Origin of the sequence: Streptomyces sp. NEAU-W12, assembly GCF_026242095.1 — a bacterium.
Taxonomy (GTDB): domain Bacteria; phylum Actinomycetota; class Actinomycetes; order Streptomycetales; family Streptomycetaceae; genus Streptomyces.
Map to the genome: position 1 here is coordinate 34,772 of NZ_JAPJDM010000015.1, position 15,752 is coordinate 50,523.

14 protein-coding genes and 1 pseudogene are annotated in these 15,752 nt (G+C 73.6%); 8 read left to right on the plus strand and 7 right to left on the minus strand.

The window, feature by feature from the left end:
• Positions 1–104: 104 nt before the first annotated feature.
• Together ORI94_RS19945 and ORI94_RS19950 are read right to left on the minus strand one after the other, a co-directional pair.
• On the minus strand, positions 105–524 hold the full coding sequence (locus ORI94_RS19945; protein WP_266077458.1) for a hypothetical protein: 420 nt from the start codon (positions 522–524) through the stop codon (positions 105–107).
• A gap of 127 nt (positions 525–651) precedes the next feature.
• A complete protein-coding gene (locus tag ORI94_RS19950; protein WP_266077460.1) occupies positions 652–1,473 on the minus strand; it encodes a hypothetical protein in 822 nt (273 codons plus the stop codon).
• A gap of 488 nt (positions 1,474–1,961) precedes the next feature.
• Between ORI94_RS19950 and ORI94_RS19955 the strand changes: the two genes are divergently transcribed.
• From ORI94_RS19955 to ORI94_RS19965, 3 genes are all read left to right on the plus strand, one after another.
• Positions 1,962–2,615 (plus strand): transglycosylase family protein, encoded by a 654-nt coding sequence (locus ORI94_RS19955; RefSeq protein ID WP_266077707.1) that lies wholly within the window; start codon positions 1,962–1,964, stop codon positions 2,613–2,615.
• 279 nt (positions 2,616–2,894) lie between these two features.
• A complete protein-coding gene (locus ORI94_RS19960) occupies positions 2,895–3,881 on the plus strand; it encodes a helix-turn-helix transcriptional regulator (protein WP_266077462.1) in 987 nt (328 codons plus the stop codon).
• Positions 3,882–4,223: 342 nt separating this feature from the next.
• Complete coding sequence (locus tag ORI94_RS19965) at positions 4,224–4,439, plus strand: I78 family peptidase inhibitor (RefSeq protein WP_266077464.1); 216 nt, start codon at positions 4,224–4,226, stop codon at positions 4,437–4,439.
• Between the two features lie 84 nt (positions 4,440–4,523).
• Here the strand turns inward: ORI94_RS19965 and ORI94_RS19970 are convergent, their stop codons facing one another.
• Both ORI94_RS19970 and ORI94_RS19975 read right to left on the minus strand, forming a co-directional pair.
• The gene (locus tag ORI94_RS19970) at positions 4,524–5,543 is read right to left on the minus strand and encodes a phosphatase PAP2 family protein (protein WP_266077466.1); all 1,020 of its coding nucleotides are present in this window, start codon (positions 5,541–5,543) and stop codon (positions 4,524–4,526) included.
• Positions 5,544–5,809: 266 nt separating this feature from the next.
• Entirely contained in the window at positions 5,810–7,105 is a 1,296-nt protein-coding gene (locus tag ORI94_RS19975) for a mannosyltransferase family protein (RefSeq protein WP_266077468.1), read from the minus strand.
• A gap of 293 nt (positions 7,106–7,398) precedes the next feature.
• Between ORI94_RS19975 and ORI94_RS19980 the strand changes: the two genes are divergently transcribed.
• The gene (locus ORI94_RS19980) at positions 7,399–9,018 is read left to right on the plus strand and encodes an MFS transporter (protein WP_266077470.1); all 1,620 of its coding nucleotides are present in this window, start codon (positions 7,399–7,401) and stop codon (positions 9,016–9,018) included.
• Positions 9,019–9,187: 169 nt separating this feature from the next.
• Positions 9,188–10,378, plus strand: coding sequence for an acyl-CoA dehydrogenase family protein (locus ORI94_RS19985; protein ID WP_266077472.1), 1,191 nt, complete (start codon positions 9,188–9,190; stop codon positions 10,376–10,378).
• A gap of 54 nt (positions 10,379–10,432) precedes the next feature.
• On the opposite strand, the gene ORI94_RS19990 is transcribed toward ORI94_RS19985, so the two are convergent.
• A complete protein-coding gene (locus ORI94_RS19990; protein ID WP_042168720.1) occupies positions 10,433–10,870 on the minus strand; it encodes a cell division protein SepF in 438 nt (145 codons plus the stop codon).
• Between the two features lie 290 nt (positions 10,871–11,160).
• Between ORI94_RS19990 and ORI94_RS19995 the strand changes: the two genes are divergently transcribed.
• Positions 11,161–12,333 (plus strand): DUF5685 family protein, encoded by a 1,173-nt coding sequence (locus ORI94_RS19995; RefSeq protein ID WP_266077476.1) that lies wholly within the window; start codon positions 11,161–11,163, stop codon positions 12,331–12,333.
• A gap of 368 nt (positions 12,334–12,701) precedes the next feature.
• Complete coding sequence (locus ORI94_RS20000; protein WP_266077709.1) at positions 12,702–13,607, plus strand: S1 family peptidase; 906 nt, start codon at positions 12,702–12,704, stop codon at positions 13,605–13,607.
• Positions 13,608–13,920: 313 nt separating this feature from the next.
• Here the strand turns inward: ORI94_RS20000 and ORI94_RS20005 are convergent, their stop codons facing one another.
• The gene (locus tag ORI94_RS20005) at positions 13,921–14,163 is read right to left on the minus strand and encodes a hypothetical protein (RefSeq protein ID WP_266077478.1); all 243 of its coding nucleotides are present in this window, start codon (positions 14,161–14,163) and stop codon (positions 13,921–13,923) included.
• On the opposite strand from ORI94_RS20005, the pseudogene ORI94_RS20010 reads away from it, so the two are divergent.
• Positions 14,144–14,542: pseudogene (locus tag ORI94_RS20010) on the plus strand (lipase); the annotation flags it as partial. The gene ORI94_RS20005 and the pseudogene ORI94_RS20010 overlap by 20 nt on opposite strands.
• A 105-nt stretch (positions 14,543–14,647) precedes the next feature.
• Here ORI94_RS20010 and ORI94_RS20015 read toward each other — a convergent pair.
• On the minus strand, positions 14,648–15,727 hold the full coding sequence (locus ORI94_RS20015; RefSeq protein ID WP_266077480.1) for a lytic polysaccharide monooxygenase auxiliary activity family 9 protein: 1,080 nt from the start codon (positions 15,725–15,727) through the stop codon (positions 14,648–14,650).
• Positions 15,728–15,752 lie beyond the last annotated feature (25 nt).

Sequence of the window (15,752 nt, forward strand, 5' to 3'; positions counted from 1 at the left end):
TCAGGGGCGTCCCCGGGGCGGGGCTGGGTGCGGGGCGCGGCCCCGCCGGGCCCCCCCCCCCCCCCCATGCCCGGTCGACAGGGCCGGGGTCCGGTGGCCCCGGGTCAGGTCTCCCGGCGCGGGGCCGGGGGCAGTGCCGCCGGCGCGTGGGGCCGCCCGACGGCGTGCCGGCCGACCGCCGGGACGCGCTGCCACTGCGGCTGCCGGCCCGCACCCTGACGGGCGCTGCTCGCCCCCGCGCTGTAGGCACCGTACGACTCGCCGCCGACGGAACCGCCGAACGTCCCCGAACCGTGGCCGACGGGCGATCCCGTACTGTGCGGGCCGCTTCCGAAGGAGGTGAAGCCCAGCTTCTCCTCGCCGCTGCGGTCGCCCGGCAGCGAGCGGAAGGACTTCACGTACTCGGCGTAGAGCGCGTCGTAGATCGGCGTGGCCGAAGGGCCGCCCGCGGAGTCCTGAGCCGACCGCACGGGGGCGGGGGCCAAGGGGAAGGGCTGGCGGCGGGGAGTGTCGTATGCGTGCACGTATCTCCCAACGACCCCGCCCGGCAAGGGATGCGGCCGTGGTACGGGTTTTCGCCGGTCACCGGCCTGTCGGCCGGCGGCCGGATCCCGGTCGGGTGTCAGCCGCCGGTCATCGGCCGTCAGCCGGTCAGAGACCGGCGAGCGGCAGGGCCGCCGCGACCAGCCTTCCACCCGCCGCGGCCCTGTCCAGCGCGTCGCGCAGCAGGTCCTCGCGCGGCTGACGGCCGATCGAGCCGACCGGCGCCGCGAACAGCAGTACCTGCTGGTGCTTGTTGGCGGCCGCCCGCCAGCCCTCGGTGACCTGGAGCGGCTGGTGCGCCTGCCACCAGGCCACCGGCTGCCCGCCGTTCGGGTTCGGCTGGAGCACCGCGTGCAGTTGCCCCACGGCCAGCAGGACCGACCAGCCGTGCAGCACGGACGGCGTGGTGGACAGCTCGGTCACGGGCGTGAAGCCCTGCTCGACGAGCAGCGGCAGGAAGTCGTCGCCGAACCCGGGTGAACCGGGCCGCGCCACCGGCGCGGTCGGCTCGACGACCAGCGCCGGGTGCAACTCCCCGGCGATCAGGACCAGCCCGCTGGTCACGCCGAGCACCGCCTGCTCCGGCACGACGTGCGGTGCGGCCCGGCCGGGGGCGGCCTGCGCGTCCCGCACGGGCGCCGGCGGGGCCGCGGCGTCGCCGTTGATGGACCGCACGGCGCCCTGGAGCTGCGCCTCGGTGACCTGGACGACCTGCGAGGGCAGGCAGGTGGAGTGGGCGAAGGCGAGAACGGCGGTCTCGTCCCCGATGAACAGGACAGTGCTGGTCCGCTCCTGCTCCGGATCGCCCGGTGTGCGGCAGGAGGTGCAGTCGTAACCGCCCGGGGCGGAATCTCCGGCGAGCAGGCGGTCCGCTTCTTCGTCGCCGATCTCGGCGCGTACCTCGTCGCTGACGTCGAGCATGCGCGGCACGGGTGGCTCCCTCGGGATGCGGTGCGTGGCGAGGCCGGGTGGGGCCCGGCCCGTGGTCCGGGGCGGGTCCCCGGCTCGTACAGATGACAACGGGCGATCTGTGGCGGGAGTCACGCCCGGGAGCGAACGGAATCGAACCATCCCGGGCGCACGGTCACTTCCGGCACGGGACCGGGCACTCACCGTCAACTGTCTGCAACACTCATGCTGTTGCTCGAGTGAGGCGACTTCCACGGTGCGCGGCCCGCTGGCCGGCACATCCTGAAATCAGGGAGTGAAGTGGGGTTCCCGGAATTGCAGTTGCCGGCGGTAATCAGGAACTGGCCTGCGAGTAGGGGGAGTTGCTTGAGTCCGGTCCGGTCGGCTGTCTGGATTCCTCCACCGTGTGCAGCGAGCACCGCTCGGGAACGTCCGCCGACCGCACCAGCCGGATCCACCGCACCACCGGATCCGTCGCACGACCCGACGGCGGGCGGGGCGAGCGCGGCATGCCGCGTCCCGCGACGCGGCGACGGCGCCCGGCCCCGGGGGGCCCCGGGGCTTCGGAGAGGGAGCTGCATGTCCGATGGTGCCGGCACCACCCGCGACGGCGTCCGCAGGAGCCGGAAGACCCCAAAGCCCCCCGTACGGCGGCGGCTCTGGCCGGCGCGGCCCTGCTCGCGCCCCGCGGCGGACGGCGGGGTGGGGACCGCATCGCACAGTGCGAGAGCGGCGGCAACCGGCACACCGACCCCGGCAACGGCTACCACGGCGGGCTCCAGTTCTCCGCCTCCCCCTGGCGCGCGTCCGGCGGCACGGCCTACGCGCCGGCCGCCGACCGGGCCACCAGGGCCCAGCAGACCGCTGTCGCCACCAAGGTCCAGCAGGGGCAGGGCCGGGGCGCCCGGCCCACCTGCTCGGCACGTGCCGAAGCGTCCGGAAGCGCACCCGGCGCCGGCTCGGCGGCCGCCGAGGAAGCCCTGGCGAAACCCGCGAACCGGCGGGCTCCTCCCCGCGGTCGACCTCGTCGGACCAGTCGGACCAGTCGGACCAGTCGGACCAGTCGGGCCAGTCGGGCCAGGCCACCCGGCCGAAGCGGGCGGTCCCGTCGAAGGCGCCGGCCGGTCGCCGGGCGGCGCGCAGCGGAGCTCGTCCGGCGGTGAACACACCGTCCGTGCGGGCGACACACCGAGCACCATCGCCGCCCGGCCCGGCCCGGCACCGCCCGGCAGCAGCTGCACGCCGCTCACGAGGCCGTCATCGGCGGCGACCCCGACGTGATCCTGCCAGGCCGGCGTCTCGTGCTCCGAGCCGCCGAACGCGCCGGGTCCCGAGGTGAGGCCCCGTCCGGCCGCCGGTTGCCGGCCTCCGGCTCCCGGCCGCCGGGCGGGGCCGCCTCCTCGCGGACAGTGGCTGTCCGCAAAGGCTGGCAGACTCGGCCCATGGTGGAGACCTCGGCACGTCTGCTGCGTCTGCTGTCCCTGCTCCAGGCCCACCGTGAGTGGTCCGGCGCCGATCTGGCCGAGCGGCTCGGGGTCAGCTCCCGGACCCTGCGCCGGGACGTGGACCGGCTGCGCGGACTCGGTTATCCCGTCAACGCCAGCCCCGGAACCGGTGGTGGCTACCAGCTGGGCGCGGGGGCCGAACTGCCGCCGCTGCTGCTGGACGACGACGAGGCCGTCGCCGTCGCGGTCGGCCTGCGTACGGCGGCCGGGCAGGGCATCGAAGGCATCGGGGAGACCTCGGTGCGGGCCCTGGCCAAACTGGAACAGGTCCTGCCGGACCGGCTGCGCCGCCGGGTCGGCGCCCTGAACGCCGTCACCGTGCCGATGCTGCGCGGGCCGGGCGCCGACGCCGTCGACCCGGCCCTGCTCACCGAACTCGCCCAGCTCTGCCGCGACACCGAACGCCTGCGCTTCGAGTACCGCGACCACGAGGGCGCGATAAGCCGCCGCACCGTGGAACCGCACCGTCTGGTGTGCTCGGAACGCCGCTGGTACCTGGTGGCCTGGGACCTCGGCCGCGAGGACTGGCGCACCTTCCGGGCGGACCGTCTCACCCCGAAGCCCCCGCACGGCCCCCGCTTCGTCCCGCGTGAACCCCCGGCCGGGGACCTGGCCGCCTATGTGTCCCGGGGCGTCTCCACGCGCGCGTACGCCTCGCAGGCCGTGATCCGGCTGCTGGTGCCCGTCGAGGAGGCCGCGGAGCGGATCTCGCCCTCCGCCGGCGCGCTCCGGGCGGACGGGCCGGACGCCTGTGTCCTGAGCACCGGGGCGGCGAGCTTCGACGCCCTGATGGTCCACGTGCTGCTGCTGGGCTTCGAGTTCGAGGTGCTGGAGCCGGCAGGGCTGACCGACGGGATCGCCGCGGCCCGCGACCGGCTCTCCCGCGCCCTGGCCCGGGCGGGGGAAGCGGACGCGGCGCGCTGACGCCGGAGCGTGCGGACCGTGTGGGGGAACGGCGGATTTTCCGTGGAGAGTCGTCGCCGGGGCGCGTACCTGCAGTCACGACGACGGAATGGAATGACCTGAAGGGGCCCCGGGGTACTTCTTCGGGAACTCCTCGCCGGGTTTATCAGCGACGTCGGCGCGATGGCCGGAAATTGTGTTCGCCTCCCGCGCGAAGAGGCTTCAAATCACCCATTCGTGTGAGGGTGGCGAGCATAAACGTCTGTCGTGGTCCTGTGACAGAAGTGTGACCGCCGGGGGATCTCGGGCAGGTGTTCCCGGTCCGGCCTTCCCCGCCCGCCGGGCAGGGCATAGCGTGACCGTATGGCACCCATTCCGACACCTTCCGCGGAACCCGACGACAGCCCGGACGCCTATGTGGGCCTGCCCGCGGACCGGGCCGAGCAACTCGCGCGCGAGCGCGGCTGGGCGGCGGTCCGGGCGCTGCCGCCGGGCGCGATCATCACCATGGAGTACCGGGTGGGACGGCTGAACTTCGAGGTGAGGGACGGCACGGTGGCGAGGTCCTGGAAGGGCTGAGACACGGCAGAGGCCCCGGTTCCACGAGAGAGCCGGGGCCGGGGTGCGTGTGCCGGGCCGCCGCCGCGGGGCCCTGTGGGGTCGTCAGGGGCGGGTCGCCGGGGTGTTCCCGCGCGGATGACGCTCGCCGTGCGGCGGGCGGCGGCTGCCGGCGGGGGTGACCGGTGCGCGCTCCCCGCGCGTCGAGTGCGGTCCCGGCGCCAGATAGGCGCCCGGCCGGCCGCCCGACCGGGACGCCGGGACCGGCTCGGGGGCCGCGCTGCCCTCGCGGCCGGTGAGCGGCTTGAGCATGACCGGTGTCGCGACGGCGGGGGCCGGGAGCGGTGTCCGGCCCCGTCGGGCCCGCCGGCGGTCCCGCCAGTGGTCGCGCCAGCCGAAGATCCGGTCCTCGGCACGGGCGATCAGCGGCTCGAACCAGGGCAGGGCCAGCAGGATCAGCAGGCCCGCCACCCAGCCGAGCAGGACGTCGCTCAGCCAGTGGGTGCCGATGTAGACGGTGGAGAGTCCGACGCCGAGCGAGGTCACCGCGGACAGGGCGGACAACCAGCGCCGCGCCCAGGGAGCGGAGGCCAGGTAGGCCAGGATCCCCCAGGTCACCACGGCGTTCGCGGTGTGGCCGCTGGGAAATATACTGCCGCCGAGCCACATCTCGTTGGAGCCGATCTCGGTCGCGTAATGCGGTCCGAGGCGCCCCATGCCGTACTTCGCGGCACCGACGGTGACGTTGAGCAACAGCAGGGAGACCGCGAGCGCGAGCAGCGGACGCAGCGTGTGCTGCCGCCAGGAGCGCCAGCCCAGCCAGGCCGCGACCATCACCGCGGTCGGACCGCGCTGGCCGAGCACCACGTAGTAGTCGACGAAGGCGTGCAGCTCCGCCCACTGCTCGTACGGGCGGAAGAACATCACCTGCCAGTCCAGCCGGACCAGCCAGGACGTGATGACGACGGCCCACACGATCGCCACGTAGAAGGCCAGGGTGGAGCCGAAAAGCACCGTCCGGTGCCGGCTCATTCGAGGCACGTCGAGGTGGGCCGGTCGTTCCGGCTCACGATCCAGCCTCGCGAACACCCGGTCCAGACGGGTGGTCTTCCGTTCGGTACGCACCCAATCGACGTTACAGGGAGTGAACGCGCTGACCCGTCGAATCGGCGGCTTTGTGATGACGATGTGATGTGGGATTGCTCTCAAGGCGGCCTTTGTTTTCCGCGAATCAGCAATCCCCGGACGGCTTCTGTCCCAATTCCTTTGATCATTCGAGAGGGCGATTTTATCGCGCTTTTGGAATGCGTTCACCGAAGGCTGGCCCAGATTTTCCCCGGTGCTCACCGCTCGTCGGCACGGGAGGGGCCGGGTACGGCCCGCGGGAGCGGTCAGGGTGGCCCGGAGCCGTTCAGCCAGAAGGCGCCGTACACCGCGGAGGCCACCGCCGCGGACCCCACCACCAGCGCCGGCCCGGGTGTACGCAGCCGGGCCAGGGCCAGGGCGGGGGGCAGCAGCAACGGGAAGGCGGGCATCAGCAGACGCGGCTTCGAGCCGAAGTAGCTCGACGCGCACAGGGCGAGGAGGGTGACGACACCGGCGTACACCAGCAGCGGGAGCGGCTGACGCTGTCGTACGCAGAGCACGTACAGCCGGACCAGCAGTCCGACCCCGAGAACCAGCCCGAGTCCCGCCGGGGCCGACGGAAGCGACGTGAACTTCTCCGCCGTGAACCGGGCGAAGGCGAAACCGCCGTCGAACCCGTTCCGCCAGCCCGCCTGCACCTCGAGATACCCGAACAGGCCCTCCCCGGTCCGGTACCCGACCCACAGAACGTAACCGGCGGCACCGAGCGGAGCGACGAACAGGCCGAGCGCCCGGCGGACGCCCGAGCCGGGGGCGCCCGGCAGGACGGGCACGCCCCCGGCTCGGGGCACGCGCCGGGTGGTCCCCTCCGTGGCGGCGCGTCTCCCGGAGCGCGCGCCGTCCACCGTCGTCGAGCCACCACTCCGACCGAACGAGCGGTGCTCGTCCTCACGCGTGCGGCGCTCGTGCAGGAAGGAGACGACGCCCGCCGCCCAGACGGCCGCGACCACCGCCAGCCCGACCGGGCGGGTCAGACCGGCCAGCGCCGCCAGGACACCGGCCGTCACCCAGCGCCCGGTCAGCACCGCGTACAGCGACCACGCGGCGAGCGCCGTGAACAGGGACTCGCTGTACGCCATCGACTGGACGATCCCGACCGGCAGCACCGCCCAGAGCAGCACCGCGCCCACCCCGGCCCGCGGCCCGTACACCTGGTCCGCCACCGCGAAGATCCCCCAGGCCGCGGCGAGCGAGGCCGACACGGCGACCACGAAGCCCCCGTCCGCGTACGACAGCGGCGACACCGCCGCCACCAGTCGCTCCAGCCAGGGGAGCAGGGGGAAGAAGGCCAGGTTCGAGTGCACGTCCCCGTTCGCCAGGCGCACCTCGTAGCCGTACCCCAGCTCCGCGACCCTCGTGTACCACAGGGCGTCCCAGCGGGCGGTGAGCAAGGTGTACGCGCTCTTGCCGCGGGCCTCGCTCCACAGGGCCAGAACGAGGAGGCCCAGGGCGCGCACGGCGGCGTACCCGAGGAGCGCCGGCGCGGCCCTGCGCAGTGCTCCGGGGCGGGCCGGTGCGGCATGTCTCTCGAGAACGGTCACGGGCCCGATTATCGACCGGGCGCGCGGCCGGTCCGTCCCACGGGGCGTGCGAACCCCCGGAGCGGGCCGCGGGAAACGGTGGGCAGCGGTGCGGAAGTGGCGCACGCCACACCTGTGGGCCCGAGATGTGAGAGGCCCGCCACTCGACACCGGCGCGGCCTCGCGTACGCTGCCTGTCACTCGCCGTTCGTTGCACGGGCCGGAGCCCTACCGCTCCTCTCCGGCCGAGTCACGGGGGAGTCCCCCACCCCGTGAGCCCGCCGAGGGCGAGGGAACATCTGGGAGGTCTGTACATGTCCGGGACGACCACGGTTGCCGCGCTGCGCCGTCGGGCGGCCGGGGCCGGTGCCAACCGCTGGGTGGTGCTCGTCGTCCTCTGCGTCAGCCTGCTGCTCGTCGCCGTCGACGCCACAGTGCTGCACGTGGCGGTCCCCGCCGTCACGGAGGACCTCAGGCCCGGCGCGATGGAACTGCTCTGGATCGTCGACGCCTACCCGCTGGTCTGCGCCTCACTGCTGATCCTCTTCGGCACACTGGGCGACCGGGTCGGCCGCAGACGCGTCCTCCTGCTCGGTTACGCCCTGTTCGGGGTCGCCTCCGGACTGGCGGCGCTCGCGGACAGCGCTCCGGTGCTGATCGCGGCGCGGGCGCTGCTCGGCGTCGGCGGCGCGATGATCATGCCGGCGACGCTGTCGATCCTGCGACAGGTCTTCCCCCACCGGCGCGAGCGGGCGCTCGCCATCGGCATCTGGAGCGCGGTCGCCGCGGTGGGCGCGGCGGTCGGACCGCTGCTCGGCGGTTTCCTGCTCGAGTACTTCTGGTGGGGCTCGGTCTTCCTCATCAACATCCCGCTGATGCTGGTCAGCCTCCCGGTGGGCAGGATCCTGCTGCCCGAGTCGAAGGGGGACGGCACCGGCCCCTGGGACGTGACGGGCGCACTGATGGCCGCCTCCGGGCTGTTCTCGGTGGTCCTCGGCGTGAAGCGGCTCGGCGGCGGGTCCGCCGGAGGCCTGTGGACCGTACTGTCGCTGGCCGCGGGCACCGCCCTGCTGGCCGCCTTCGTCCGCCGGCAGCGCCGGCGCACGCATCCGCTGGTCGACCTGCGGATGTTCGCCCGGCCGGCGTTCAGCACGTCGGTGGGCTGCATCGTGCTGGCGATGCTCGCTCTGGTCGGACTGGAACTGATCGCCGCGCAGTACCTCCAGCTCGTCCTCGGACTCTCCCCGCTGGAGACCGGACTGCGCCTGCTGCCGCTGACGTTCGCCGCGATGGCGGCGGGGCTGGCCGGCGCGCGGCTGCTGCGCCGGTTCGGACCGCGTCGCATGGTCTTCTCCGGATTCTGTCTGACGGCCGCCGCGGTGCTGCTGCTGACCCCGATGGGCGGGCAGGACAACCGCGTCCTGCTGCTGAGCGGGTTCGTCCTGCTCGGCTTCGGCCTGGAGACCACCCTGTTCGGGGCGTACGAGTCGATGCTGAGCGAGGCGCCGTCGGAACAGGCGGGCGGGGCCGCCGCCATAGGCGAGACCTCCTACCAGCTGGGCGCCGGAATCGGGATCGCGCTCCTCGGCAGCGTCATGAACGCGGCCTACGCGCCCCGCCTCGGGGACGTTCCCGGGGTCTCCGCCTCGGAGTCCTCGGCGGCGCGGCACTCGCTGGGCGAGGCCTACGGGGTCGCCGCACAGCTGGGCGGGCCCGCCGGAGCCGCTCTGCGGGACGCGGCCCGCCACGCCTTCGTGCACGGGCTGCACGTGACCCTGCTGGTCAGCGCGGCCCTGCTGCTGCTCGGGGCCGTCATGGCGCTGCGGCTGCCGCGGACGATGCAGTGCGAGCCGGCGACCGCGGCCGATGCGCCCGCCGAGGTGGCCGACGTCCCCGCGCCGAGGGAGGCCGCGGAGTCCCGCGTCTCGGTGTGAGGCGTGCCGCGGTGCGGCCGGGTGGACGCGCGCGGCACCGCGTCGTAACGTCGCTCCGGACCTGGCTGGTTGAGCAGCACGAGCCGCATCGGCCCCGGCCGGGTCCGTACCGGCCACCGGCCGCATCCGGCCCGGTTCGGCCCCGGCCCGAGCGCCCCGGAGGGTGTCCATGTCCGCGTCCGCGAAGTTGCCCCCCTTCGACCCGGCCGACCCGCTCGGCCTCGACGACCTGCTGGAGCCGGAGGACCTGGACGTCCGGGACACCGTGCGCGCCTGGGCGGGGGACCGGGTGCTGCCCTACGTCGCCGACTGGTACGAGAAGGGTGAACTGCCCGGTGTCCGCGAGCTGGCCCGGGAACTCGGCGCGCTCGGCGCGCTCGGCATGCCGCTCGACGGCTACGGCTGCGCGGGCGCCTCGGCCGTGCAGTACGGGCTCGCCTGCCTGGAGCTGGAGGCCGCCGACTCCGGCATCCGGTCCCTGGTCTCCGTCCAGGGCTCGCTCGCCATGTACGCGATCCACCGGTTCGGCAGTGAGGAGCAGAAGCGGCAGTGGCTGCCGGGGATGGCCGCCGGAGAGGTGATCGGCTGTTTCGGGCTCACCGAACCCGACCACGGCTCCGACCCCGCCGCCATGCGGACCCACGCCAAGCGCGACGGCGGGGACTGGGTGCTGAACGGCCGCAAGACGTGGATCACCAATGGCTCGGTCGCCGGCGTCGCCGTGGTGTGGGCGCAGACCGACGACGGGATCCGCGGCTTCGTGGTGCCCACCGGCAGCGCCGGGTTCTCGGCGTCCGAGATCAGGCACAAGTGGTCGCTGCGCGCCTCCGTCACCAGCGAGCTGGTCCTCGACGGCGTACGGCTGCCCGCCGACGCCGTACTGCCCGGGGCGACGGGTCTGCGCGGACCGCTCAGCTGCCTGACACACGCCCGGTACGGGATCGTCTGGGGCGCGATGGGCGCGGCGCGCGCCTGCTTCGAGTCCGCCGTCGGCTACGCGAAGTCGCGGGAGCAGTTCGGGCGGCCCATCGGCGGGTTCCAGCTGACGCAGGCCAAGCTCGCCGACATGGCGGTCGAACTGCACAAGGGGATTCTGCTCGCCCATCATCTCGGGCGGCGCATGGACGCCGGCCGCCTGCGGCCCGAGCAGGTCAGCTTCGGCAAGCTGAACAACGTCCGCGAGGCCATCGACATCTGCCGTACGGCCCGCACGATCCTGGGTGCCAACGGGATCTCGCTGGAGTACCCCGTCATGCGGCACGCGACGAACCTCGAGTCGGTGCTCACCTACGAGGGCACCGTGGAGATGCACCAGCTCGTGCTGGGCAAGGCGCTGACCGGGATCGACGCGTTCCGGTAGGCCGGGTGGGCCGTGCGGGTGGGGGCGGGTGCGGGGCCGGCGAGCGGCCCCGCCTCAGCTCTGGTTGAAGAAGCCGTCCGACCGGTGCGCCGCCGGTTCCCCGCTGACGACCTCGGTGTCGGCCGGGCTCAGCAGGAACACGCGGTTGGACACACGCTCGATGGAACCGCGCAGACCGAAGATCAGCCCGGCGGCGAAGTCGACGACGCGCTTGGCGTCACCGGCGTCCATCGCGGTGAGGTTGATGATGACGGGGACCCCGTCCCGGAACAGCTCGCCGATGGCGCGGGCGTCCCGGAAGCCGTCCGGGGTCACCGTCCCGATGCGGCGGCCCTTCTCCGCGGCGACGTCCGTGGCCACCTTGACCCGCGGATCAGTGACCCAGGCGTCCCCGGGCTCGGCCCCGTCGGAGTAGTCGTCGTCGTAGTAACGCTCGTCTTCGTTGTCGTCGACGAGGCCAAGCCAGGCACTTGCCTTGCGTACCGATCCCATGGACGCCTCCTCTCACAGCGGTCCTTCTTGCTTTCCGCATACCTATGGTCGTCCATGATGCGGATGGCGCGCCAAGCGATTGGACGCCGCGCGGGGGGTTTGTGACGGTACTGGTGCAGGGCGCATCCGTCGAGAGCCCAAGCCCCCCAAGGGTCCTGATGTAAAGGGATGCTGACGGTGAGTGAAATATGATTCTTCTCGGCGTATGGGTGATCGGCGGCGCGTACGGGTGAAGGCGCCCCTGGGTACGATGCCGCCGCTCCATATCGGACCGCCCACGGGGGGACGTCATGTTCGGAATCGTCAGGCCCTGCCGGCACCGGCTCGGTGAACGGCTCGCGGCCCAGTGGACGGCACATCTGTGCGGACTGTGTCTGGCGTTGCGCGGGGACCACGGACAGTTCGCGCGCGTCGTCACCCACTACGACGGGCTGCTCGTCTCCGTCCTGACGGAGGCTCAGGCCGGACGGGCCGGTGCCGGACGGCGCACGGCGGGGCCGTGTCCGCTGCGCGGGATGCGGACCGCCTCCGTCGCGCACGGTGAGGGCGCGCGGCTCGCGGCGGCCGTCTCGCTGGTCCTGGCCTCCGCCAAGGTGCGCGACCATGTCGCCGACCGGGACGGGCTGCTGGCCCGCCGCCCGGTGGCGCTCGCCGCGCGCCGCGTCGCCGCGCGCTGGGACCGGGCCGGGGCGCGGACCGGTTCGGACGTCGGGTTCGACACGGCCGTCCTGGTCGACGCCGTCGACCGGCAGACCGGCATCGAGACCCTCGCCGGCCTCGGTACCCCGATCCTCACCGTCACCGAACCGACCGAGACCGCCACCGCGGCCGCCTTCGCGCACACCGCGATACTCGCCGGACGGCCGCGCAACGCCGGGCCGCTCGCCGAGGCCGGGCGGCTCTTCGGCCGGCTCGCCCATCTCCTGGACGCCGTGGAGGACCGGGAGGCCGACGCCGCGTCGGGCGCGTGGAACCCCCTCACCGCGACCGGCACCCCGCTCGCCGAGGCGCGCCGGCTCGCCGACGACGCCGTGCGTGGCATCCGGCTCGCGCTGCGCGAGGTGGACTGGGGGGCCGGGGCATCCCCGGGAGGGCACAGCACCGACGGCGGACTGGCTCACCAGCTGCTCGTCCATGAACTGCCCCCCTCCGTGGATCGTGCCTTCAACACCGTTTCTTGTGCCCACGGTTCTCACCCCTACGCACCGCCCGGCGCCCCCGGCGCCCCGGGCGGTCCCGGAGGCCCGGTGCCGCCCGGGCCGCCGCGCCGGCGCGGGCTGATCGCCGGGTGCGCGGTGTGGGCGGGGCTGTTCTGCACGTGCCAGGTGTGCTGCGGGACCTACGAGGACCCCTGGACCGGGGAGCGCAGGCAGGCCTGCTCCCCCTGCGACTGCGGCGGGTGCTGCGACTGCTGCAGCTGCTGTGGCGAGGACGGCGGCTGCGACTGCGGGTGCGACTGCTGAGCCCGGGGCACAGGGCGGCCCGGCATGCCGTCCGGCGGTTACCGAGGCCTTCGGCGCCTGTTCGGAGAGTCGTCGGCAAGAGTATTCGGAGGGGTTACTTCCGGACATCTCGGGGGTGCGGGCGACCGGTTGCGGCGCAGAGGTATCGGCTGGTGACGCGAGGGGGCCGAGGGGCGTGCCGTACGGGCGGTGCGCGGGGCGACGACCGAAAGGCACTCTTGCGTCGACCGGGCCGTGGACCGAATACTCACCCCCAGCGCTTGTCAGGGGCACGGCATATCCGGAATCCGGGTGACCGGTCCCCTGACTGCGCCTCACGGGCCCCAACCCCACGAGGGCCCCCTACTTCCTTCATGGAGGAACGAGAAGTGAGGATCAAGCGCACCACCCCCCGCAGCGGCATGTCGAGACGTACCCGGCTGATCGCCGTCTCCACCGGTCTCGTGGCCGCCGCCGCGATCGCGATCCCCAGCGCGAACGCGTCCGAGGCTCCCACCACCTTCAGCTCCGCCGAGCTCAAGAGCGTCAGCGGTTCGGTGCTGGACGCCGACGTCCCGGGCACCGCCTGGGCCGTCGACAGCAAGACCAACCGGGTTGTCGTCACCGTCGACAGCACGGTGTCCGCGGCCGAGATCGCGCAGATCAAGCAGGAGGCCGGTGCCGACGCCGGTGCGCTGCAGATCAAGCGCACGCCCGGAAAGTTCACCAAGCTCATCCAGGGTGGCGACGCCATCTACTCGAGCAGCGGGCGCTGCTCCCTCGGCTTCAACGTCCGCAGCAGCAGCGGCGTCGAGTACTTCCTGACGGCCGGTCACTGCACCGCCGGCTCGAGCACCTGGTACTCCAACTCCGCGCGTACCTCGGTCATCGGCTCCACGGCAGGGTCCAGCTTCCCGGGCAACGACTACGGCATCGTGCGCTACACCGGTTCGGTCAGCCGCCCCGGCACCGCGAACGGCGTGGACATCACGCGTGCGGCCACTCCGAGCGTGGGCACCACCGTCATCCGCGACGGGTCCACCACGGGTACGCGCAGCGGCCGGGTCACCGCCCTCAACGCGACCGTGAACTACGGCAGCGGCCAAATCGTCTCCGGTCTCATCCAGACCACGGTCTGCGCCGAGCCCGGCGACTCCGGCGGCTCGCTCTACGGCAGCGACGGCACCGCGTACGGTCTGACCTCCGGGGGCAGCGGCAACTGCTCCTTCGGCGGCACGACCTTCTTCCAGCCGGTGACGGAGGCCCTGAGCGCCTACGGGGTCAGCGTCTACTAGGCCGGGCGTCCGCCGACCGGGACCGGCCGGTACCACCGGTCCCGCGGCGCAGGACCTCGCAGTGGCCGACACACGACGAGCCCCCGCACGCAACCAGCGTGCGGGGGCTCGCCCTTTCGCCGCCGCCGCCGACGCCGCCGACGCCGAACTCCAGGCGTCCAGGCAGCCCGCCGAAGCGGCCCGGCAGATGGCGGACACGCCCCCGCGCCGCAGCCGCGGGAGCCGCGGCCCGTCGTGGCGGGCGGGGGCGAGGAGAAATCCACGCCGGTGCCGCCCTTCCCGGTGGAACTGCCGCACTTCCTGGAGCGAACCTCTACGAGGGCTCCGCGCAGGCGATCTCCGGCGCCGCCGAGGCCGCCGTCGGCAGGGAGGCCACCCGCAGCGGTTCCACGACCCAGGTGCACTCCGGCACGGCCACGGGCCTGGACGCCACCGTGAACCACGGCAGCGGCGACACCGTCAACGGCCTGATCCGGGCCGGCGTCTGCGCCGAGCCCGGCGACAGCGGCGGCTCGCCCTTCCCGGGCGGCAGCGCGGTCGGGATCGCCCCCAGCAACCACGGCACCACCCTCGCGGGCCTCACCAACCTGCTGCCGTACTTCCCCGGCGTCGGGGACCCGCTGGGCGAGGCCACCCCCGCCCTCGCCCAGCAGGTCGCCGGCTCGGACTTCCCCACCCGGCTCAACGCGGGCGGGGACACCGTGCCCGGCGTCCGTCACACCGTCATCGCCACCCGGTACGGCCAGGTGGTCACCCCCTACTGCAGCCAGTACCTGAGCGGGCCGAACGTGCGCAACGTGCTGCTCCAGGACCTGTGTCCGGTCGACCTGTCCGAGCACGTGGCGATCGGGCCGACCGACCGGATCGCCTTCCACGAGGTCGCCAACGCCCTCGACCCGGCCCGTGCCCGCCCCACCACCTGCGCCTCGGCGTTCGGCCGACACGTGCAACCGCCCGTACGCGTGTCGGGGCCTGTCCGGCCTGAGCCGCCGGACAGGCCCCGGGTCGCGGCCGACGTGAGGTCGGCGGTCGACGTGGGGTCAGCGGCCGTGCCGCCCGCTCGCCGCGCGCCGCCGGGTGGAGGCGAACAGCGCCGCCGAACCGAGCGCCAGGGCGGCGGCCCCGCCGACCATCAGGTACGGGGTGACCCCGTCGCCGCCGGTCTCCGCGAGGTTCCCCGAAGCGCCGGCCGCCTTGGGCTGGTTGACGGCGGCCTCGGGGGTGCCGTCGGCGCCGTCGCCCGTCTTCCCGCCGGCGGTGTCTGCGCCGGCCGGGGCAGGCTGCGCGGTGGTGTGCGGGTCGTCGTCCCCGTGACCGTGGTTCTCGACGGTCGATCTGTCGGCGCCGTCGTCGATCTGCTCCTCGGAGGGCGCGGAGGCGACCGGCGCCGGGGCGGCCTCGCCCTCGGGCGTGTCACCGGTGGGCGTGTCACCGGCGCCGGCCCCGCTTCCGCTGTCGGCGGTGCCCCCGTCCGCGTCTCCTTCCCCTCCGCCGAACGAGACGTCCGAGCAGGAGTAGAAGGCCTCCGGGCTGTCCGAGCGCTGCCACACCGCGTACAGCAGGTGCTTGCCCGACCGCTCGGGGAGGGCGCCGGAGAACGTGTAGAAACCGCCGGTCGCGGCCGGGTCGGTGGACGAGGCCACCGGGTTCGCCAGATCCAGGTCGTCCCAGCCCAGCGGCTTCGCCGGGTCGTGGCCGGGCTTGGTGATGTACACCTTGAAGTCGCCCTTGTGCGGGGCGGTCACCCGGTACTTGAAGGTGTACGAGCCGCTGCTCACCGAGGTCGTGGGCCAGTCGGCGCGGGCCAGGTCGAGCCCCTTGAACGCCTCGTTGTTCGCGCTGCACAGCTTGCCGTCGGGGATCAGCTCCTCGTGACGTCCGCCCGCGTCGCCGATGCGTACGCCGTTCCAGTCGTAGAGCGCCTGGGTGCCGCCGTCCGTGACCGCCGCCCGGCACGCCGCCGACTTCGGGCTCTCCGGACCCTCGGCGAAGCACTGCGCGACCCTGCTGACCGGGTCGCCCATCGAACCGTGCGCGGCCGCCGGCGAGGCGGACAGCCCGGTCAGGGCGAGCGGGACGATACCGACGGCGGCGACAGCGGCCTTGCGGCGTGCGGGCATGGGGCGGCAACTCCTCGGACGATCA

Excerpts from the sequence above, each read along its gene's own strand:
- ORI94_RS20015 (WP_266077480.1), bottom strand. The coding sequence starts at position 15,727 with ATGCCCGCACGCCGCAAGGCCGCTGTCGCCGCCGTCGGTATCGTCCCG.
- ORI94_RS19995 (WP_266077476.1), top strand. The coding sequence starts at position 11,161 with ATGTTCGGAATCGTCAGGCCCTGCCGGCACCGGCTCGGTGAACGGCTC.
- ORI94_RS19955 (WP_266077707.1), top strand. The coding sequence starts at position 1,962 with ATGCCGCGTCCCGCGACGCGGCGACGGCGCCCGGCCCCGGGGGGCCCC.
- ORI94_RS19990 (WP_042168720.1), bottom strand. The coding sequence starts at position 10,870 with ATGGGATCGGTACGCAAGGCAAGTGCCTGGCTTGGCCTCGTCGACGAC.
- ORI94_RS19960 (WP_266077462.1), top strand. The coding sequence starts at position 2,895 with ATGGTGGAGACCTCGGCACGTCTGCTGCGTCTGCTGTCCCTGCTCCAG.
- ORI94_RS19965 (WP_266077464.1), top strand. The coding sequence starts at position 4,224 with ATGGCACCCATTCCGACACCTTCCGCGGAACCCGACGACAGCCCGGAC.
- ORI94_RS19985 (WP_266077472.1), top strand. The coding sequence starts at position 9,188 with ATGTCCGCGTCCGCGAAGTTGCCCCCCTTCGACCCGGCCGACCCGCTC.
- ORI94_RS19980 (WP_266077470.1), top strand. The coding sequence starts at position 7,399 with ATGTCCGGGACGACCACGGTTGCCGCGCTGCGCCGTCGGGCGGCCGGG.